The following is a 19,436-nucleotide window of genomic DNA, read 5'->3' as shown; positions in this document are numbered from 1 at the left end:
ACCGCGAGGTCGCATGCCCGACGTCAACGCACCCGTGTCGCTAGGAGAATCCGTGGCCACCGATGCACCACCGCCGTCGAAGGGCGGTTCAGAGAACAGTCCGGCGACGCCCACGACGGAGGCGTTCGTCGAGGTGCAGAAGGGTGCGGAGTTCGGCGAACTGCGCCGTTCCCACCGTTCCTTCGCCTTCCCGCTGACGATCGCGTTCATCGCCTGGTACCTGCTGTACGTGCTGCTCTCGAACTACGCGGGCGGCTTCATGGGCACCAAGGTCTTCGGCAACATCAACGTCGCCCTCGTCTTCGGGATCCTGCAGTTCGTCAGCACGTTCGCGATCGCCTGGCTGTACTCGCGGCACGCCGCGGCCAAGCTCGACCCCAAGGCCGAGGCGATCAAGTCCCGTATGGAGGCCGGAGCATGAGCCAGCACGTCGTTCTCGCGGCGTCGTCCGAGGTGAGCGAGCACCAGCCGCTCATCATCACGCTGTTCGGCCTCTTCGTCGTCGCGACCCTCGTCATCACCGTCTGGGCCGGAAAGCAGACCAAGGACGCCGCCGACTTCTACGCGGGCGGCCGCCAGTTCACCGGCTTCCAGAACGGCCTCGCCATCTCCGGCGACTACATGTCCGCCGCCTCGTTCCTCGGCATCGCGGGCGCCATCGCCCTGTTCGGGTACGACGGCTTCCTCTACTCCATCGGCTTCCTCGTCGCCTGGCTCGTCGCGCTGCTCCTGGTCGCCGAACCACTGCGCAACTCGGGCCGGTTCACGATGGGCGACGTGCTCGCGTACCGGATGCGGCAGCGTCCCGTCCGCACCGCCGCGGGCGCCTCCACCATCGTCGTCTCGATCTTCTACCTGCTCGCGCAGATGGCCGGTGCCGGCGTCCTCGTCGCCCTGCTGCTCGGCATCACCACCGACGCGGGCAAGATCGGCATCGTCGCCCTCGTCGGCGTCCTGATGATCGTGTACGTCACCATCGGCGGCATGAAGGGCACCACCTGGGTGCAGATGGTCAAGGCCGTGCTGCTCATCGGCGGCACCGTCCTGATCACCTTCCTGATCCTGCTGAAGTTCGGCTTCAACGTCTCCGACCTGCTGGGCTCGGCCGCCGAGAACAGCGGCAAGGGCGCGGCGTTCCTGGAGCCCGGCCTCAAGTACGGCCTCACGCCGACCTCGAAGCTGGACTTCATCTCCCTCGGCATCGCCCTGGTCCTCGGCACCGCCGGTCTGCCACACATCCTGATCCGCTTCTACACCGTGCCCACCGCGAAGGCCGCCCGTAAGTCCGTGAACTGGGCGATCGGCATCATCGGCGCCTTCTACCTGATGACGATCGTCCTCGGCTTCGGCGCCGCGGCCCTGCTCTCGCCGGAGGAGATCACCTCCTCCAACAAGGCGGGCAACACGGCCGCACCGCTCGCAGCCCTGGAGATCGGCGGCGGCGGCGACTCGGCGGGCGGCGCGATCCTGCTCGCCGTGATCTCGGCCGTCGCGTTCGCCACCATCCTCGCGGTGGTCGCCGGACTGACCCTGGCGTCCTCGTCGTCGTTCGCGCACGACATCTACGCCAACGTCATCCGCAAGGGCCAGGCCACGGAGAAGGAGGAGGTCCGCGCGGCCCGCTGGGCGACGGTCTTCATCGGCATCGTCTCCATCGCCCTCGGCGCCCTGGCCCGCGACCTCAACGTCGCCGGCCTCGTCGCCCTCGCCTTCGCGGTCGCCGCCTCGGCCAACCTGCCGACGATCCTCTACAGCCTGTTCTGGAAGCGCTTCACCACCCAGGGCGCGCTCTGGTCGATCTACGGCGGCCTCGCCTCGTCCGTGCTGCTCGTGCTGTTCTCGCCGGTGGTCTCGGGCAAGGAGACCTCCATGTTCCCGAAGGTCGACTTCCACTGGTTCCCGCTGGAGAACCCGGGCCTGATCTCCATCCCGCTGGGCTTCCTGCTCGGCTGGCTCGGCACGATCCTCTCCAAGGAGGAGCCGGACGAGGGCAAGTACGCGGAGCTCGAGGTCCGCTCCCTCACCGGCACCGGCGCCCACTGAGCCCGTACCGCCCACCGGGCCCGTAGCGGCGGCCCGATGCACGGCCACGTCGTAGATCCCTACGACGTGGCCGTGTCGCGTCTCGTGGGATCGGGCCCCGTGTTCTTGTCGGCCCCGTCACGTAGGCTCGGGGACTACCGGAACCGGAACGGGAGGGGGCCGACGTGCTCATCGACACCTTCGGCAGAGTGGCCACCGACCTGCGGGTCTCACTGACCGACCGGTGCAATCTGAGGTGTACGTACTGCATGCCCGAAGAGGGCCTGCAGTGGCTGGCCAAGCCGGACCTGCTGACCGACGACGAGATCGTCCGCCTCATCCGCATCGCCGTCACCCAGCTCGGCATCACCGAGGTCCGCTTCACCGGCGGCGAGCCCCTGCTCCGCCCCGGCCTCGTCGGCATCGTCGAGCGCTGCGCCGCCCTTCAGCCGCGCCCCAAGATGTCCCTGACCACCAACGGCATCGGCCTCAAGCGCACGGCCACGGCCCTCAAGGCCGCCGGCCTGGACCGCGTCAACGTCTCCCTGGACACGCTCAGGCCGGACGTCTTCAAGACCCTGACCCGCCGCGACCGCCACCGGGACGTCCTGGAGGGCATGGCCGCCGCCCGCGACGCCGGCCTCACCCCGGTCAAGGTCAACTCGGTCCTGATGCCGGGCCTCAACGACGACGAGGCCCCGGACCTGCTGGCCTGGGCCGTGGAGAACGACTACGAGCTCCGCTTCATCGAGCAGATGCCCCTCGACGCCCAGCACGGCTGGAAGCGCGACGGCATGATCACCGCGGGCGACATCCTGGAGTCGCTGCGAACGCGCTTCACGCTCACCGAAGAGGGCCAGGAGGAGCGCGGCTCCGCCCCCGCCGAGCGCTGGATCGTCGACGGCGGCCCGCACACGGTCGGCGTGATCGCCTCCGTGACCCGCCCCTTCTGCGCCGCCTGCGACCGCACCCGCCTCACCGCCGACGGCCAGGTCCGCACCTGCCTCTTCGCCACCGAGGAGACCGACCTGCGCGCCGCCCTCCGCACGGACGGCGAGGACGGCTCGGACGAGACGATCGCCCGGATCTGGAAGCAGGCCATGTGGGGCAAGAAGGCCGGCTCCGGCCTGGACGACCCGTCGTTCCTGCAGCCGGCCCGCCCGATGTCCGCGATCGGCGGCTGAGCGCCCGGCCTCCCGCCCCCGGTCCTATTCGGCTCCGGCCGCTTCCTCCCAGTCCTCCAGGCGTACGACGTCCTTGAGGAATCCGCGTACGCCGAGGAACTGGGAGAGGTGCTCGCGGTGCTCCTCGCAGGCGAGCCAGGTCTTGCGGCGCTCGGGCGTGTGCAGCTTCGGGTTGTTCCACGCGAGCACCCACACCGCGTCGGCGCGACAGCCCTTTGCGGAGCACTGCGGGGTGGCGGGGGACTCGGAAGGCGTGCCGGGAAGGCCGGGGAGACCGGGAAGATTCACGCCCCAACCCTAAACAACGGGGAAAAGGCGACGCCGAGCAGCCACGGGGGGAGCTGCCCGGCGTCGGTCTGTCGCTCCGACGGGGGATGCGGAGCGCGTAGGAAGTATGTCATGGGGGACCCGGTGCGGTGCACCGGAACAACATGATTGATCTGAGCTTTATTTGAGCTTTGCCGCGCGGTCTCGACGCACGCCGTCACTCACGTCCCACCCGTTGCTCGGCCGTCGCTCGGCTCAGCCTTGCTCGCGGGCGCGTTCCCGCGCGGCGCCGCCGTTCTCCGCCTCCGAGCGGGCCGCGTCCGCCGCGTCTGCCGGGCCCGGCTGCCGCTGCTCGTCGGCGGGCGAGCCGGTGTGCGTGGTGGTGCGCGCGTCGGTGTGCGAGGGGGCGTCGAGCATGGGGCGGGACGGGGTGGGCACGAACGTGGACGGCAGCGAAGGAGCGTTCTCCCGACCGGCGTTGGCGATGACCACCGCGATGTAGGGGAGCAGCAGGCCGAGCACGAGCGCGACGATCGCGACGTGCCGCTCGACGTTCCACAGCACCGCCGCGAGGATCACCGACAGCGTGCGCACGGACATCGAGATCACATAGCGGCGCTGCCGGCCGCGGACGTCGTCGGCGAGGCCCTGCCTGGCCCCGGTGATCCGGAACACCTCGACGTTGTTGTGTTTCCGCATGACGTCCACCACCCCGCCCGTTGTACCGGCTCGTCCCGGTCCGAACACCCTCCACGTTACGCCCGCCCCCTCCGGCCGACGAGACCGGGGCCCGCCACCGACCAGCGGGAACGGTCCCGGAACGGGCCCCGCGACGATCTCCGAAATGCGCGGTATGCCGCTTGCCCCGAGACTGGTCCCAACTGCTCACCGAGCCGTACGAGGAGGCAACCATGGGCTGGTTGTGGGCGATCATTGTGGGATTCGTGCTGGGGCTTCTCGCCAAGGCCATTCTTCCCGGCAAGCAGCACATGCCGCTGTGGCTGGCGACCGTGCTCGGCATCATCGGCGGCGTCGTCGGCAACTCCCTGGCGGCGGCGTTCGGCATCGCCGAGACACGGGGCATCGACTGGGGCCGGCACGCCCTGCAGGTCGCGGCCGCGGTGGTCCTGGTCTTCCTCGGCGAGATGGCCTACAAGTCGGTGCGCGGCAAACAGGTCACCTGATCTCCCGTACGCGAAAGGGGCCGGTCCGCACGGGACCGGCCCCTTCGTCGTGCGCCGCCGGGCTCAGGCGCCGGCGAAGCCTGACTGCTCAGGCGCCGACGAACTCGACCGCCGCGAGGTTCTTCTTGCCGCGGCGCAGCACCAGCCAGCGGCCGTGCAGCAGCTGCTCGCGCTCGACGACCGCGTCCTCGGCGGCGACCTTCACGTTGTTCACGTACGCACCGCCCTCCTTGACCGTGCGGCGCGCGGCGGACTTGCTGGCGACCAGGCCGACCTCGGCGAACAGGTCGACGACCGGGCCGAGTTCGGTCACCTTGGCGTGCGGCAGCTCGGAGAGCGCGGCGCTGAGCGTGGCCTCGTCGAGGTCGCCGAGCTCGCCCTGGCCGAAGAGCGCCTTGGACGCGGCGATCACGGCGGCGCACTGGTCCGCGCCGTGCACCAGCGTGGTCAGCTCCTCCGCGAGCGCGCGCTGCGCGGTGCGTGCCTGCGGCCGCTCCTGCGTGACCTGCTCCAGCTCCTCCAGCTCGGTCCGCGACTTGAAGCTGAGGATGCGCATGTACGTCGAGATGTCGCGGTCGTCGACGTTCAGCCAGAACTGGTAGAAGGCGTACGGCGTGGTCATCTCGGGGTCGAGCCAGACCGCGCCGCCCTCCGTCTTGCCGAACTTGGTGCCGTCGGCCTTCGTCATCAGCGGCGTGGCCAGGGCGTGCGCCTGGGCGCCCGGCTCCAGGCGGTGGATCAGGTCGAGGCCCGCCGTCAGGTTGCCCCACTGGTCGGAGCCGCCGGACTGGAGCACGCAGCCGTAGCGGCGGTACAGCTCCAGGAAGTCCATGCCCTGGAGGAGCTGGTAGCTGAACTCGGTGTAGCTGATGCCCTGGTCGGACTCCAGGCGGCGGGCCACCGAGTCCTTCGTCAGCATCTTGTTGACCCGGAAGTGCTTGCCGATGTCCCGCAGGAACTCGATGGCGGACATGCCGCCCGTCCAGTCCAGGTTGTTGACCATCGTGGCCGCGTTCTCGCCCTCGAAGTCCAGGAAGGGCTGGATCTGCGAGCGCACCCGCTCGACCCACAGCGCGACCGTCTCCGGGGAGTTCAGCGTGCGCTCCGCCGTCGGCTTCGGGTCGCCGATCTGGCCCGTGGCGCCGCCGACCAGGGCGAGCGGGCGGTGCCCGGCCTGCTGCAGCCGGCGCATGGTGAGGACCTGCACGAGGTGGCCGACGTGCAGGCTCGGCGCGGTCGGGTCGAAGCCGCAATAGAAGGTGATCGGGCCGTCCGCGAGCGCCTTGCGCAGTGCGTCCTCGTCAGTGGACTGCGCGAAAAGTCCGCGCCACTGAAGCTCGTCGACGATGTCCGTCACGATCCCGTGTCTCCTCGAAACGAAAGGTCGGCCGCAGAGTGGGCCGCTGGACCCAGTCTATGGGGGCCGTACGACCGCCCCGAACCGGATTCTGCCCGTGGCAGAGGAAGACAGGGGGAGCGGGGAGGGCGCACTCCGCGACGAGCACGCCCTCCCCGTCGGCCCGACTGCCCTCGGCCCGACCGCCCTCGGCCCGACCGCCCACCGCCCGACGGCCCGCGCGGCTCACACGCCCTTGCTGACCGAGCTCATGTTGAAGTCCGGCACCCGCAGCGCCGGCATCGCGGCCCGCGTGAACCAGTCGCCCCACTCGCGCGGCAGCGTCTTCTCCGTACGCCCCGCCTCCGAGACGCGGCCGAGGACGCCGACCGGGGACTCGTTGAAGCGGAAGTTGTTGACCTCGCCGACGACCTCGCCGTTCTCCACCAGGTACACGCCGTCGCGGGTGAGGCCGGTCAGGAGAAGCGTGGCCGGGTCGACCTCGCGGATGTACCAGAGGCAGGTCAGGAGCAGTCCGCGTTCGGTGGCCGCGACCATCTCGTCCAGGGACTTCTCGCCGCCGCCCTCCAGGATCAGGTTGTCGACGCCGGGCGCGAGCGGCAGGCCGGTGAGGCCCGCGCTGTGCCGGGTGCTCAGCAGATGCGTCAGCTCGCCGTCGCGCAGCCAGTCCGTGGGGCCGAGCGGCAGCCCGTTGTCGAACACCGACGCGTCGTCGCCGGAGGCGTGCGCGAGCACGAACGGGGCGGATTCCAGGCCGGGTTCGGCCGGGTCGCTGCGCAGCGTCAGCGGCAGCTCGGACAGTTTCTCGCCGATCCGGGTGCCACCGCCCGGCGTGGAGAAGACGGTCCGCCCCTCGGCGGCGTCCCGCGCGCCCGACGACCAGTACTGGTAGATCAGCAGGTCCGCCACGGCGCTCGGCGGCAGCAGCGTCTCGTACCGCCCCGCGGGCAGCTCGACGCGGCGTTCCGCCCAGCCGAGGCGGGTGGCGAGCTCGGCGTCCAGGGCCGCCGGGTCGACGTCCTTGAAGTCGCGGGTCGAGCGGCCCGCCCAGGCCGAGCGGGTGCGGTCGGGGGACTTGGCGTTCAGCTCCAGCGTGCCGTTCGGCTGGTCGTGCCGCAGCCGCAGCCCCGTCGACGTGCCGAGATAGCTGGACGTCAGCTCGTGGTTGGCGAAGCCGTACAGCTCGCGTCCGCCCGCACGCGCGCGTGCGAAGGCCTCGCCGAGGGCGGGCGCGAAGTCGGCGAACACCTCGGAGGTGGTTTCGGCGGGCGGCTCCGTGAAGTCGGCGGAGGCGGCGCCCCCGGAGACCAGCGGCTGCGCGTCCTCGGCGGGCCCGGCCGAGCGCGCCGCCTGCTCCGCGGCCCGCACGATCTCCTCCAGCTCGCCCGCGGTGACCGCGCTGCGCGAGACGACCCCGGACGCGGTGCCCTCCTTGCCGTCGACCGTGGCGATCACGGTGAGGGTGCGGCCGCGGGTCACGCCGTTCGTGGTCAGCGCGTTGCCCGCCCAGCGGAGGTTGGCCGTCGACTCCTCGTCGGCGATCACCACACAGCCGTCGGCCCGGGAGAGTTCGAGGGCGCGCTCGACGATCTCGTGCGGCTTGTTCGAGTGCGTACGGGAGTGGTTCGTACGGGAGCTCACTGGCCCGCCTCCTGCGTCGTGTTGAGGATGTTGACGCCCTGGAAGAGGGCCGAAGGGCAGCCGTGGGAGACCGCGGCGACCTGGCCCGGCTGGGCCTTGCCGCAGTTGAAGGCGCCGCCGAGCACATACGTCTCGGGGCCGCCGACCGCGGCCATCGACCCCCAGAAGTCGGTGGTTGTCGCCTGGTACGCGACGTCGCGGAGCTGGCCCGCGAGGCGACCGTTCTCGATCTTGAAGAAGCGCTGGCCGGTGAACTGGAAGTTGTACCGCTGCATGTCGATGGACCACGAGCGGTCGCCGATGACGTAGATCCCGCGGTCGACCCCGGCGATCAGCTCGTCCGTGGACGGCCCCTCGGGCGCCGGCTGCAGCGACACGTTCGCCATCCGCTGCACGGGCACATGCGCGGGGGAGTCCGCGTACGCGCAGCCGTTGGACCGCTCGAAGCCGGTGAGCTTCGCGATCCGCCGGTCCAGCTGGTACCCGACGAGCGTGCCCTCCTTGACCAGGTCCCAGGACTGCCCGGCCACGCCCTCGTCGTCGTACCCGATCGTCGCGAGCCCGTGCTCGGCGGTGCGGTCGCCCGTGACGTTCATGATCTCGGAGCCGTACTTGAGCTTGCCGAGCTGGTCGAACGTCGCGAACGAGGTGCCCGCGTACGCCGCCTCGTAGCCGAGCGCGCGGTCCAACTCCGTTGCGTGGCCGATCGATTCGTGGATCGTCAGCCACAGGTTGGACGGGTCCACCACCAGGTCGTACGACCCCGGCTCGACGCTCGGCGCGCGCATCTTCTCGGCGAGGAAGCCCGGGATCTGCGCCAGCTCCGCGTCCCAGTCCCACACGTCGCCCGTCAGGTACTCCCAGCCGCGTCCGACCGGCGGGGCGATCGTGCGCATCGAGTCGAACTCGCCGCTCCGCTCGTCCACGGCGACCGCGGTGAACTCCGGGTGCAGCCGGACCCGCTGCTGGGTGGTGACGGTGCCGGCCGTGTCCGCGTAGAACTTGTTCTCCTGCACCGTGAGCAGCGAGGCGTCCACATGCGCCACCCCGTCCGCCGCGAGCAGCCGCGCACTCCAGTCGGCGAGCAGCCCGGACTTCTCCTCGGCCGCTACGTCGAAGGGGTTGATCTCGTACGCCGAGATCCACGTCTTGTCGGCGTGCACCGGCTCGTCGGCCAGCTCCACGCGCTCGTCGGAGCCCGCGGCGGCGATCACCCGCGCGGAGAGCTTCGCCATCGCCACGGCCTGGGACGCGACCTTCGCCGCCGCGTCCATCGTCAGGTCCACGCCGGAGGCGAAACCCCAGCTGCCGCCGTGCACGACCCGCACCGCGTACCCGAGGTCCGTGGTGTCCGACGAGCCGGACGGTCTGGCGTCGCGCAGCCGCCAGGCGGCGCTGCGCACCCGTTCGAGCCGGAAGTCCGCGTGCTCGGCGCCCAGGGCGCGGGCGCGGGCGAGCGCCGCGTCGGCGAGCGCCCGCAGCGGCAGCGCCGTGAACGCTGCATCGATGGAACGGTCCACGAATGTCTCCTGTCGGCTGCTGTCGGGTGTCCGGTCAGCGGCCGGACGTGTCCGATCATGGCGCGGCGGCCCGTACGGTCGCCAGGTCGTTCTGTAGAGACCCGACAGTCAGTGATCCGAGGGGCTGTCGGGGCTCGATTCTCCGTATCGCGGAAGCTACCGATAGTTTGCTGGGGTACCAGACTGCTAGGGAAAGGGTGATCCGTTGAGCCGCTCGGTTCTCGTCACCGGAGGCAACCGGGGCATCGGCCTCGCCATCGCCCGCGCTTTCGCCGACGCCGGCGACAAGGTCGCGATCACATACCGCTCGGGTGAGCCGCCGGAGGGCTTCCTGGCCGTCCGGTGCGACATCACCGACGCCGAGCAGGTGGAGCAGGCCTACAAGGAGATCGAGGAGAAGCACGGTCCCGTCGAGGTCCTCGTCGCCAACGCCGGCGTGACCAAGGACCAGCTCCTCATGCGCATGTCCGAGGAGGACTTCACGTCTGTCCTCGACACCAACCTCACCGGCACCTTCCGTGTCGTCAAGCGGGCCAACCGCGGCATGCTGCGCGCCAAGAAGGGCCGCGTCGTGCTGATCTCCTCGGTGGTCGGCCTGCTCGGCTCGGCCGGCCAGGCCAACTACGCGGCGTCCAAGGCCGGTCTCGTCGGCATGGCGCGCTCCCTGGCCCGTGAGCTCGGCTCGCGCAACATCACCTTCAACGTCGTCGCGCCCGGCTTCGTCGACACCGACATGACGAAGGCGCTCACCGACGACCAGCGGCAGAACATCGTCGGCCAGGTGCCGCTCGGCCGTTACGCGCAGCCCGAGGAGATCGCCGCGACGGTGCGGTTCCTCGCCTCGGACGACGCTTCGTACATCACTGGAGCCGTCATCCCCGTTGACGGCGGATTGGGCATGGGGCACTGACACCGATGACTAACACTGGCGGAATCCTCGAGGGCAAGCGCATCCTCATCACCGGTGTGCTGATGGAGTCCTCCATCGCCTTCCACGCCGCGAGGCTGGCCCAGGAGCAGGGCGCGGAGATCATCCTCACCGCCTGGCCCCGGCCGACGCTGACCGAGCGCATCGCGAAGAAGCTCCCGAAGCCGACGACGGTCATCGAGCTCGACGTCACCAACGACGAGCACATGGCCGGTCTCGCCGACAAGGTCCGCGCCGAGCTGGGCGGCCTCGACGGCATCGTGCACTCCATCGGCTTCGCCCCGCAGGACGCCCTGGGCGGCAACTTCCTCGACACCCCCTTCGAGTCGGTGTCGACGGCCATGCACGTCTCGGCGTACTCGCTGAAGTCGCTGACCATGGCCCTGAAGCCGCTGATGACCGACGGCGGCTCGGTGGTCGGCCTGACCTTCGACGCGCAGTTCGCCTGGCCGCAGTACGACTGGATGGGCCCGGCCAAGGCCGCCCTGGAAGCGACCAACCGCTACATGGCGCGCTACCTCGGCCCCGAGAACATCCGCTGCAACCTGGTCTCGGCGGGCCCGCTCGGCTCGATGGCCGCGAAGTCCATCCCGGGCTTCTCCGACCTGGCCTCGGTCTGGGACACCCGCTCCCCGCTGAACTGGGAGCTCACCGACCCGGAGCCGACCGGCAAGGCCATCGTCGCCCTGCTCTCGGACTGGTTCCCGAAGACCACCGGCGAGATCGTCCACGTCGACGGCGGCCTGCACGCCATCGGCGCCTGATCCCTCCCGCACTCCTTCCGTACGACCGGTTCGTTCGCCGGTTCGTACGAGGACGACGCCCCGCCCCCCGCCCCGTGCGGGAGGCGGGGCGTCGCCCGTTCGGCCCCGCCGGCCGGGCGCCGACGGCCCGAAGTGCGCACTCTGGAAGTCGAGTTCGCGGACCGCGACCCGGCCGGGACTCGTGACCGCTCTCCCCCTTGTGGTGCAGCCACGGCAGCCCGAGTGACTTGTCGTAGTACGGCCGAGGAGGTCCTTCCGGTGCGCAGACCCCGCCCCTTCCCCTCGGCGCTCGCAGGTCTCGCCCTTCTGGTCTCCCTGCCGGTGGCGCTCCCGACGGAGGCGGTCTCGCAGCCCGCGTCACGACCCGCTTCAGCTTCGGCTTCCGGCCCGTCGGCGCAGCCGCAGCGGCCGTTCGGCGCCAAGTGCCGTACGCAGCGGTCCGGCTCGCAGGTGGTCGCGTACTGCCACAACCCGTACCCCGAGGCCGACCGGGTCGCCCTGCACATCGAGTGCCGCCGCTGGTGGGACATCGACACCGACACCGCGCGTGTGACGGCCGGACCGGCGATGACGGTGCGGCTCGCGGGGCGGTGCTGGAAGGAGATCGACGCGGTGTGGGTCAGCCATGTGCGCTGACCGGCGCCGCCCCGCCGCGGACCCGCCGCGCTGCGGACGCGGGCCGCTGCGGACTCGACCCGCTGCGGACCCGGGCCGTGAAAACCGGCTCTACGCGCGCGTGCTGCCGGTTGCCTTCCTGTCCCCGTTCCCGTCCTGGTCCGGATCGCCGCTGAACTTGTCCGTGCGGCACAGGAACGGGTAGCCCGCGGCCTCGGCGGCGGCCGTCTCGGCGTCGCCCGCGCGGATCGCGTCGACGAGCCGTACGTGGTCCATGTTGTTCTCGGGGGTCAGCTGCTCGCCCACGTCGTCCCGCAGCCAGGCGCGCAGCACCTCACCGAGGTCCGCGTACAGCTCGGTCAGGACCTCGTTGTGCCCGGCCGAGACGACGGCCAGGTGGAACGTCGCGTCCGCCTCGATGAACGCGTCCCGGTCCCGCTCCTGCCAGGCCTGCTCGCGGCGCTCCAGGAGGGCGTCCAGCTGCTTGAGCTCGCGTTCCGTGCGGCGCTCGGCAGCGAGCTTCGCGGCGGTCGACTCGAGCGTGGAGCGCAGCTCGGCGATGTGCTTCGGGTCGGCGTCGGCGAACCTGCGGTGCATCACTCCGGCCAGCTCACTGGTGGCGGCCACATAGGTGCCGGAGCCCTGCCGGATGTCGAGCAGACCGTTGTGCGCGAGCGCCCGTACGGCCTCGCGGACCGTGTTGCGGGCGACGCCGAGCTGCTCGACCAGCTCGGGCTCGGTGGGGATCCGGCTGCCCACCGGCCACTCGCCCGACGTGATCTGGTTCCGCAGCTCGGTGATGACCTGGTCGGCCAGTGCGGAGCGCCGGGGTGACGTCAGGGGCATGGTGCTTCCTTCGGAAGGCGGGCGGGCAGCGCCGGGAGCTCGGCGGGCGTCGCCGGGATCTTAAGGGGCGCGGCGTCCCGGACCCGGAACCGGGAGGGGGTGCAGCGAGCATTCATCCCATCATTCTATGATGGCTCTCATGCCACGTGAGGAAACCCAGACGACGACCCAGGCCCCACCGCGTACGGCGGACCCGCGCACCGCGACCGAACCGCCCGCCACGCGCGCGTGGACCCTGCGGCTGGTCGCCGTCGGCCTGGTCCTCGCGGCGCTCAACCTGCGCCCCGCGATCACCAGCCTCGGCGCCCTCCTCGAAGAGGTGCGGGACGGCCTCGGCATGAGCGGCAGCGTCGCCGGCGTGCTGACCTCCGTGCCGCCGCTGTGCTTCGCCGTGTTCGGCGTGATGGCTCCGAAGCTCGCCCGCCGCTTCGGCCCGGCCGCCGTGGTCTGCGCCGGTATGGCCGCGATCGCGCTCGGCCTCGCCGTCCGCCCCTTCGCGGGCGGCACGCCCGGCTTCCTCGCCGCCAGCGCCCTCGCCCTGATGGGCATCGCGGTCAGCAACATCCTGATGCCGGTCATCGTGAAGCGCTGGTTCCCGGACCGGGTCGCCACCATGACCGGCCTGTACTCGATGGCCCTCTCCCTCGGCACGTCCCTCGCGGCCGCCGCCACCGTCCCGCTGACCAGCGCGCTCGGCGGCGAGTGGCAGACCGGGCTCGGTCTCTGGGCCGTGGTCGCCGCCGCTGCCGTCCTGCCCTGGCTGCCGCGTACGGGAACGGGGCGCGGCCAAGCCGGCGGGGGAGTCCGCCGGGGCCCAGGCCGAGGCCGCTGCCGCCGCGGAGCAGGGCAAGACGGCCCCGGCGCTGCCCATCACCCGCAGCCGTACCGCCTGGGCGCTCGCCGTCTACTTCGGGCTCCAGGCCACCGGCGCGTACATCACGATGGGCTGGATGCCGCAGATCTTCCGGGACGCGGGCGTTCCGGCCTCCACCGCGGGCGTGCTGCTCGCCGTGACCATGGCGATGGGCGTTCCGCTCGCCTTCGTGATCCCGCGCGTGGCCGGGCGGCTGCGCAACCAGGGCCCGATCGCGGTCGCCCTCGGCGCCTGCGGACTCGTCGGGTACGCGGGCCTGTTCCTCGCCCCGGCCGCCGGCGCGTGGGCGTGGGCGCTGCTGCTCGGCGTCTCCAACTGCTCGTTCCCGCTGGCGCTCACCATGGTCGGCATGCGTGCGGGCACGGGTGCGGGCGTCGCGAAACTGTCGGCGTTCGCGCAGAGCACCGGCTACCTGCTGTCCATCCCGGGACCGCTGCTCGTCGGCGTGCTCTACCAGCACAGCGGCGGCTGGGGCCTGCCGATCGGACTCATGGCGGGCCTGATGGTCCCGCAGATCGCCGTCGGCATCCTCGCGGGCCGCAACCGCACGGTCGAGGCGGAGCTGGCCGAGCGGGCGGGTGCGGGGGGTTCCGCGGGTTCCGAGGGTTCCGCGGCGAAGAGCGCCTGATCGTCTGCGTGCCCGAGCCGTGCCCGGTGCGGCGCAGCTCACCGCCCCCGCCGTGAGCAGACCGGGCAAAGGGTGCGAGACTTGGCGGCATGCCCGTCCTGGAACCGAACCCGCAGAACGGCCAGAAGAAGTTGCTCATCGTGCTCGGCGCGATGCTGGCCATCACCGTCGTCATCGGCGTCGTCGCCTCCATCGCCTCACCCTGAGCGCGGTGCCGCGGGCGGCGCCCTGGGGTGGTCCCGCGTCCCCTAGGGGACGGGTATCAGGGGTAAGTGGGTGGATCACCTGATGGGCCGGGCCTGTCCGAGTCCGTAGGTTCATGGGTGTGCCGCGAAGGAGCGGCGCACAGCACCCGAACCGCGGAGGCGAGCACCATGTCGGCCCGTACGCACACCCGAGTCACCCCGCGGCGACGTGGCCGGAGCGCGTCCGCGCTGCCGTGGTGGGCGCTCGTGCTCCCCGCCCTCGCGTTCGCCGTCCTGTTCTGCCTCGCGCTCGACCCCGCCGACGCCCACGCCGCGACCGACGGCGCGGGCCCGGGCTTCCTGCACGTACTGGCACAGCTGAGACAGGCGCTGCCGTTCTGACCGGAGGGTCCGAACCGAGGCGACCGGCGATGTTCCGCTCCCCTTCAGCCCCCGGTCACCCGTGCGTGCGGAGCATGTCAACTACCTGCGCCCGACGGCGCGTTTCGTGCGAAGCTGGGACGCATGAGCGTCGATACACCCCGCAGGATTGTCCTCCTCCGGCATGCGAAGGCCGACTGGCCCCAGGTGTCCGACCACGAGCGGCCGCTCGCCGATCGCGGCCGCACGGACGCCCCGGTGGTCGGCCGCAGGCTGGCCGAGTCCGGCATCGACTTCGACCTGGCCGTCTGCTCGACCGCCACCCGGACTCGCGAGACCTGGAAGCTCGCCGTCCAGGAGCTGCCGCGCCGCCCGAAGACCGTCTACGAAGAGCGCGTGTACGAAGCCTCGCCCGGTGAGCTCATCGCCGTGCTGAACGAAGTGCAGGACGACTACTCCGACATCATCCTGATCGGCCACAACCCCGGAGTGCAGGGCCTCGCCGAGGTGCTCGCCGGCTCGTCCGAGGGCGACGCCCTGGCGCGCATGTCCCGGCGCGGCTTCCCGACCTCCGCGATGGCCACGCTGTCGTACTCCGGATCCTGGAAGGGCCTGGAGCCCGGCGTGGCGACGCTGATCGACTACTGGACGCCGCACGAGTAACTCCCGCCCGCACACGGCCCGTTCAGGCCGAAGCAGGCACAGGGGAAGCGAAGGAAGGAAGGGCCCGGCACGCACCCCGTGCCGGGCCCTTCCGCCGTGCTCCCACCCGCAGCAGGAGCGAGGTCAGTCCTCCGCGTGCGTGTCCGCCAGCTCGACCTCTTCGCGGGGCACGCCGAGCAGATACAGGACGGTGTCCAGGAACGGCACGTTCACCGCCGTGTGCGCCGCCTCGCGCACCACCGGCTTCGCGTTGAAGGCGACGCCGAGGCCCGCCGCGTTCAGCATGTCCAGGTCGTTCGCGCCGTCGCCGATCGCCACCGTCTGCTCCAGCGGGACGCCGGCCTCCGCAGCGAACCGGCGCAGCAGCCGCGCCTTGCCCGCGCGGTCCACGATCTCCCCGGTGACCCTGCCGGTCAGCTTGCCGTCGACGATCTCCAGCGTGTTGGCCTGCGCGAAGTCGAGCCCGAGCCGCTCCTTCAGATCGTCCGTGACCTGCGTGAACCCGCCCGAGACGACGCCCACTTGGAAGCCGAGGCGCTTCAGCGTACGGATCAGGGTGCGGGCGCCGGGCGTCAGCCTGACCTCCGTACGCACCTTGTCCACCACCGACGCGTCGAGCCCTTCGAGCAGCGCCACGCGCGCGTGCAGCGACTGCTCGAAGTCCAGCTCGCCGCGCATCGCCGCCGCCGTCACCTCGGCGACCTTGTCCTCACAGCCCGCGTGCGCCGCGAACAGCTCGATGACCTCGTCCTGGATGAGCGTCGAGTCGACGTCCATCACGACCAGGCGCTGCGCCCTGCGGTGCAGGCCCGCCGAGACCACCGCGACGTCCACGCCCTGCTTGGCGGCCTCTATGGCGAGGGCCGTCCGCAGCGGTTCGGTCTCCGTGCCGGACACCGCGAACTCCACCGCCGTGACCGGGTACTTCGCGAGCCGGAAGATGCGGTCGATGTTGCCGCCGGTGTCCGTGATCGTGGCCGCTATGGCCGCCGTCGACTCCGCGGTCAGCGGGTGCCCGAGCACCGTCACATGCGAACGGCCCTCGCCGCGCGGCCGGTTGTCGCCGATGCCGGAGATGATCTCGGCCTGCATCTTCAGGGAGTCGGCCCAGCTGTGCACCGTGGACCGCAGCTCGCCCTCCATCCCGGGAGCCGGAGCGGTGACCAGCGCGCACAGCACGATCCGGCCACGCGTGACGACCTGCTCCAGGTCGATCACGTCTACGGAGAAGGCGGCGAGGGTGTCGAAGAGCCCGGCGGTGATGCCCGGCCGGTCCTTGCCGAAGATCTTGACGAGGAGGGTGGGGACGTCGGCGGTGTGGGGTGGCTGCGATGCGCTCATGGTGCTCCCACGGTATCCGGCACCGGGTGCCACGTGCCCGGCCGTCCCGGCTTACGGACAACGCCGCGGGCCCCGACGGCCTGCGCGGGCGCCCGTGACACGGGAGGTTTTCCGAGCCGTACGCGTATGTCCTGATCCCTCACGATCCATACGTACTGGTGGCTGATTCTCGCTGTATGGCAGGGTTTGCGGACCTCAACGGCCGGGCGCCGCAAGGGGCGTGGGCGGCTATCCACAGGCCCGACTTTCGGTCAGCGGGCCGAGCCTGGAATAGTTCCCCACGATGTTCGACATCCCTAGACTCCCCAAGACGGGGGCTAGCTCGGGGGACTACGTAGTGGGGCTGGAGTGCCGGAACTCGTACTGGAATTGAATGGACAGACCTGGACGCTTGATGTGTCCAGGTCGTACGCCGTCGGACGCGATCCGGGCGGCGACGTGGTGATCGACGACGCCCGGGTCTCCTGGCGGCACGCCACCATCAGCTGGGGTGGCCGGAACTGGGTCATCGAGGACCACGGCAGCACCAACGGCACGTTCGTGCAGGGGCACCGGATCCAGCACCTCGAGATCGGCCCCGGCACCGCCGTCCACCTCGGCAACGCGACCGACGGACCGTGCCTGAACCTCACGGCCGCCTCCGCTCCGGCCGCCCAGCAGGCCGTTCCCGCGCAGCAGCAGCCCCAGCACGGGTACCCGGCCCAGGCGCCGCCCGGCCCGGCGTTCGACCACGGCGGCCCCGGCTGGCAGCAGGCCCCGCAGGCGCAGGCCCCGCAGGCGCAGGCCCCGCAGGCGCAGGCCCCGCAGGCCCAGCAGCAGGCCTGGCCGCAGCAGCCCGGCGCCGGGCAGGCGCAGGTGCCGCCGCAGCAGGGCCCCGGTCAGCAGGCCCCCGGCCAGCAGTTCGCGCAGCAGCCCCCCGCCGGCGCGGGCGCACCCTCGGCGCACGGCGGCGACCGCAGCCCCACCTCGTTCCACCAGGTGGCGCTCGGCCACGTCATGCGCATCGGCCGCGCCCTGGAGAACGAGCTGGTCGTCTCCGACCTGCAGGTCTCCCGCCACCACGCCGAGTTCCACGCGACGCCCGACGGCCGCTTCGAGATCCGCGACCTCGGCTCGCACAACGGCACGTACGTCAACGGCCAGCCGCTGCCGAAGTCCGGCTCCGCGCAGATCGGGCCGAACGACATCGTCGGCGTCGGCCACTCCACGTTCCGCCTGGTCGACGGGCGCCTGGAGGAGTTCGTCGACACCGGCGAGGTCTCCTTCTCGGCCCGCCACCTCACGGTCACCGTCGACGGCGGCAAGCAGATCCTCAAGGACGTCTCCTTCGGCGTACCGGAGAAGTCCCTGATCGCCGTCATCGGCCCCTCCGGCTCCGGAAAGTCGACGCTCCTCAAGGCGCTCACCGGCTACCGCCCCGCCAACCAGGGCGAGGTCCTCTACGACAACCGGAACCTCTACAAGCAGTTCGCCGAGCTGCGGCAGCGCATCGGACTCGTTCCGCAGGACGACATCCTGCACAAGGAGCTGTCCGTCAAGAAGGCCCTCAAGTACGCCGCCAAGCTCCGCTTCCCCGCGGACACCAGCGAGCAGGAGCGCGAGCAGCGCATCGACGAGGTCCTGCGCGAGCTGAAGCTCGACATCCACAAGGACAAGAAGGTCACGTCCCTGTCGGGCGGTCAGCGCAAGCGCGTCTCGGTCGCCCTCGAGCTGCTCACCAAGCCGTCCCTGATCTTCCTGGACGAGCCCACGTCGGGCCTCGACCCGGGCATGGACCGGGACGTCATGCAGCTGCTCCGCGGCCTCGCCGACGACGGCCGCACGGTCCTCGTCGTCACCCACTCCGTGGCCGAGCTGGCGATCTGCGACAAGCTCCTGGTGATGGCGCCCGGCGGCTCGGTGGCGTACTTCGGCCCGCCGGACGAGGCGCTGAACTTCTTCGGCTACAGCACGTGGGCCGACGTCTTCTCCGCGTTCGAGAACTACCGCGACTACGACTGGGCGGGCCGCTGGAAGGGCTCGCAGCACTACCAGATGTACGCCGCGGACATCGACGCCGCCGCCCCGCAGCAGCCCCAGCAGCAGTACATGCAGCAGCCGCAGGCGATGATGCGCCCGCCGAAACCGCAGGGCTGGGGCTCACAGCTCTTCACCCTGATCCGGCGGTACGTCTCCGTCATCGCGTCCGACAAGGGCTTCCTGGCGCTGACGGTGATCCTGCCGGCCGTGCTCGGCGCGGTCAGCCTCCTGATCGACCCGGACAAGGGCCTTCTCGTCAACGAGAAGGTGAACCCGGTGACAGGCATGCACGTCCCGAACGGCACGGCCACCACGGTCCTGCTGATCCTCGCGGTCGGCGCGTGCTTCGCGGGCGCCGCCAACTCGGTCCGCGAGCTGATCAAGGAACGCGTCATCTACGAACGGGAGCGCGCCACCGGCCTGTCCCGCTCGGCGTACCTGATGTCGAAGGTCATCGTGCTCGGCACCATCACCGTGCTGCAGGGCCTGATGGTCGGCGCGATCGGCTTCGCCAGCCGTGAGCTGCCCGAGGAGGGCCTGATCCTCGGCGGCTCCGTGCTCCTGGAGCTGTCGCTGCCGATCATGGCGCTCGGCTTCACCGCGATGATGTTCGGCCTGGTCATCTCCTCGCTGGTGAAGACCGCCGAGAAGACCATGCCGCTGCTCGTGATGTTCGCGATCGTCCAGGTCGTCTTCACCGGCTGCCTGTTCATCCTGCACGGCACGGTCGGCGTCAACCAGTTCTCGTACCTGATGCCGTCCCGCTGGGCCGTCGCCGCCGCCGGCGCGACCCTGGACTTCAACAACATCAACCCGAACACCGACGACCCGTCCAGCACGGACCCCCTCTGGGACCACGAGGTCGCCTCCTGGCTCCTCGACATGGGCGCGCTGATCGCGCTCGGCGTCCTCTGCGGCTTCCTCGTGGCCCGCTTCCTGCGCCGCCACGAGCCGGAGGTCATGCGCAAGTAGCACTTCGCGTACGCAGCCCGTACGCACGCCGAAGGGCGGCACCCC

Annotated in this window: 18 protein-coding genes and 1 pseudogene; 12 read left to right on the top strand and 7 right to left on the bottom strand. The window is 71.0% G+C overall.

The features are described from left to right. Window positions 1–52 precede the first annotated feature (52 nt). The 3 genes from ACIDOF_RS03100 (at window position 53) to moaA (ending at window position 3,206) form a co-directional block, all read left to right on the top strand. Window positions 53–421 (top strand): DUF485 domain-containing protein, encoded by a 369-nt coding sequence (locus ACIDOF_RS03100; protein ID WP_409004064.1) that lies wholly within the window; start codon window positions 53–55, stop codon window positions 419–421. After that, window positions 418–2,043, top strand: a complete 1,626-nt coding sequence (locus ACIDOF_RS03095; RefSeq protein WP_409004063.1) for a cation acetate symporter — start codon at window positions 418–420, stop codon at window positions 2,041–2,043. Before ACIDOF_RS03100 ends, ACIDOF_RS03095 begins: the two co-directional genes overlap by 4 nt. A gap of 164 nt (window positions 2,044–2,207) precedes the next feature. Then, a complete protein-coding gene (gene moaA, locus ACIDOF_RS03090) occupies window positions 2,208–3,206 on the top strand; it encodes a GTP 3',8-cyclase MoaA (RefSeq protein ID WP_409004062.1) in 999 nt (332 codons plus the stop codon). A 24-nt stretch (window positions 3,207–3,230) separates the two neighbouring features. Here the strand turns inward: moaA and ACIDOF_RS03085 are convergent, their stop codons facing one another. Both ACIDOF_RS03085 and ACIDOF_RS03080 read right to left on the bottom strand, forming a co-directional pair. Continuing rightward, complete coding sequence (locus ACIDOF_RS03085; protein WP_409004061.1) at window positions 3,231–3,494, bottom strand: hypothetical protein; 264 nt, start codon at window positions 3,492–3,494, stop codon at window positions 3,231–3,233. Between the two features lie 234 nt (window positions 3,495–3,728). After that, on the bottom strand, window positions 3,729–4,172 hold the full coding sequence (locus ACIDOF_RS03080; RefSeq protein ID WP_409004060.1) for a DUF3099 domain-containing protein: 444 nt from the start codon (window positions 4,170–4,172) through the stop codon (window positions 3,729–3,731). Between the two features lie 212 nt (window positions 4,173–4,384). Between ACIDOF_RS03080 and ACIDOF_RS03075 the strand changes: the two genes are divergently transcribed. Next, window positions 4,385–4,657 (top strand): GlsB/YeaQ/YmgE family stress response membrane protein, encoded by a 273-nt coding sequence (locus tag ACIDOF_RS03075; protein WP_409004468.1) that lies wholly within the window; start codon window positions 4,385–4,387, stop codon window positions 4,655–4,657. A gap of 88 nt (window positions 4,658–4,745) precedes the next feature. Here the strand turns inward: ACIDOF_RS03075 and tyrS are convergent, their stop codons facing one another. The 3 genes from tyrS to ACIDOF_RS03060 all read right to left on the bottom strand — a co-directional run bounded on the left by tyrS (window position 4,746) and on the right by ACIDOF_RS03060 (window position 9,175). Further along, window positions 4,746–6,014 carry a tyrosine--tRNA ligase gene (tyrS, locus tag ACIDOF_RS03070; protein WP_409004059.1) on the bottom strand — a complete coding sequence of 423 codons (1,269 nt, stop codon included), beginning with the start codon at window positions 6,012–6,014 and terminating at the stop codon, window positions 4,746–4,748. Between the two features lie 225 nt (window positions 6,015–6,239). Continuing rightward, the gene (locus ACIDOF_RS03065) at window positions 6,240–7,655 is read right to left on the bottom strand and encodes a metallopeptidase TldD-related protein (protein ID WP_409004058.1); all 1,416 of its coding nucleotides are present in this window, start codon (window positions 7,653–7,655) and stop codon (window positions 6,240–6,242) included. Further along, a complete protein-coding gene (locus ACIDOF_RS03060) occupies window positions 7,652–9,175 on the bottom strand; it encodes a TldD/PmbA family protein (RefSeq protein ID WP_409004057.1) in 1,524 nt (507 codons plus the stop codon). The genes ACIDOF_RS03065 and ACIDOF_RS03060 overlap by 4 nt, the downstream gene beginning before the upstream one ends. 205 nt (window positions 9,176–9,380) lie before the next feature. Here ACIDOF_RS03060 and fabG point away from each other — a divergent pair, with 205 nt between their 5' ends. The 3 genes from fabG to ACIDOF_RS03045 all read left to right on the top strand — a co-directional run bounded on the left by fabG (window position 9,381) and on the right by ACIDOF_RS03045 (window position 11,503). Continuing rightward, complete coding sequence (fabG, locus tag ACIDOF_RS03055) at window positions 9,381–10,085, top strand: 3-oxoacyl-[acyl-carrier-protein] reductase (RefSeq protein WP_409004056.1); 705 nt, start codon at window positions 9,381–9,383, stop codon at window positions 10,083–10,085. A 5-nt stretch (window positions 10,086–10,090) separates the two neighbouring features. Next, window positions 10,091–10,867, top strand: a complete 777-nt coding sequence (gene fabI / locus ACIDOF_RS03050) for an enoyl-ACP reductase FabI (RefSeq protein WP_409004055.1) — start codon at window positions 10,091–10,093, stop codon at window positions 10,865–10,867. Between the two features lie 258 nt (window positions 10,868–11,125). Then, window positions 11,126–11,503 carry a hypothetical protein gene (locus ACIDOF_RS03045; RefSeq protein WP_409004054.1) on the top strand — a complete coding sequence of 126 codons (378 nt, stop codon included), beginning with the start codon at window positions 11,126–11,128 and terminating at the stop codon, window positions 11,501–11,503. Between the two features lie 90 nt (window positions 11,504–11,593). Here the strand turns inward: ACIDOF_RS03045 and ACIDOF_RS03040 are convergent, their stop codons facing one another. Beyond that, on the bottom strand, window positions 11,594–12,328 hold the full coding sequence (locus tag ACIDOF_RS03040; RefSeq protein WP_409004053.1) for a FadR/GntR family transcriptional regulator: 735 nt from the start codon (window positions 12,326–12,328) through the stop codon (window positions 11,594–11,596). Between the two features lie 127 nt (window positions 12,329–12,455). Here ACIDOF_RS03040 and ACIDOF_RS03035 point away from each other — a divergent pair. The 4 genes and pseudogenes from ACIDOF_RS03035 (at window position 12,456) to ACIDOF_RS03020 (ending at window position 15,059) form a co-directional block, all read left to right on the top strand. Further along, window positions 12,456–13,830, top strand: a pseudogene (locus ACIDOF_RS03035) (CynX/NimT family MFS transporter). 89 nt (window positions 13,831–13,919) lie between these two features. Beyond that, window positions 13,920–14,036 (top strand): SGM_5486 family transporter-associated protein, encoded by a 117-nt coding sequence (locus ACIDOF_RS03030; protein WP_409004052.1) that lies wholly within the window; start codon window positions 13,920–13,922, stop codon window positions 14,034–14,036. Window positions 14,037–14,204: 168 nt separating this feature from the next. Further along, on the top strand, window positions 14,205–14,417 hold the full coding sequence (locus ACIDOF_RS03025) for a hypothetical protein (RefSeq protein WP_409004051.1): 213 nt from the start codon (window positions 14,205–14,207) through the stop codon (window positions 14,415–14,417). Window positions 14,418–14,540: 123 nt separating this feature from the next. Further along, a complete protein-coding gene (locus ACIDOF_RS03020; RefSeq protein WP_409004050.1) occupies window positions 14,541–15,059 on the top strand; it encodes a SixA phosphatase family protein in 519 nt (172 codons plus the stop codon). 123 nt (window positions 15,060–15,182) lie between these two features. On the opposite strand, the gene serB is transcribed toward ACIDOF_RS03020, so the two are convergent. Continuing rightward, window positions 15,183–16,400 carry a phosphoserine phosphatase SerB gene (gene serB, locus ACIDOF_RS03015; RefSeq protein ID WP_409004049.1) on the bottom strand — a complete coding sequence of 406 codons (1,218 nt, stop codon included), beginning with the start codon at window positions 16,398–16,400 and terminating at the stop codon, window positions 15,183–15,185. Window positions 16,401–16,748: 348 nt separating this feature from the next. Here serB and ACIDOF_RS03010 point away from each other — a divergent pair, with 348 nt between their 5' ends. Next, a complete protein-coding gene (locus ACIDOF_RS03010) occupies window positions 16,749–19,391 on the top strand; it encodes an FHA domain-containing protein (RefSeq protein ID WP_409004048.1) in 2,643 nt (880 codons plus the stop codon). The last annotated feature ends 45 nt before the right edge of the window (window positions 19,392–19,436 follow it).

The organism is Streptomyces sp. Da 82-17, assembly GCF_046098215.1.
In the GTDB taxonomy this organism is placed as follows: Bacteria; Actinomycetota; Actinomycetes; order Streptomycetales; family Streptomycetaceae; genus Streptomyces.
The sequence above is the reverse complement of the archived record's forward strand: the minus strand, read 5'-3'. Positions and strand labels throughout refer to the sequence as shown.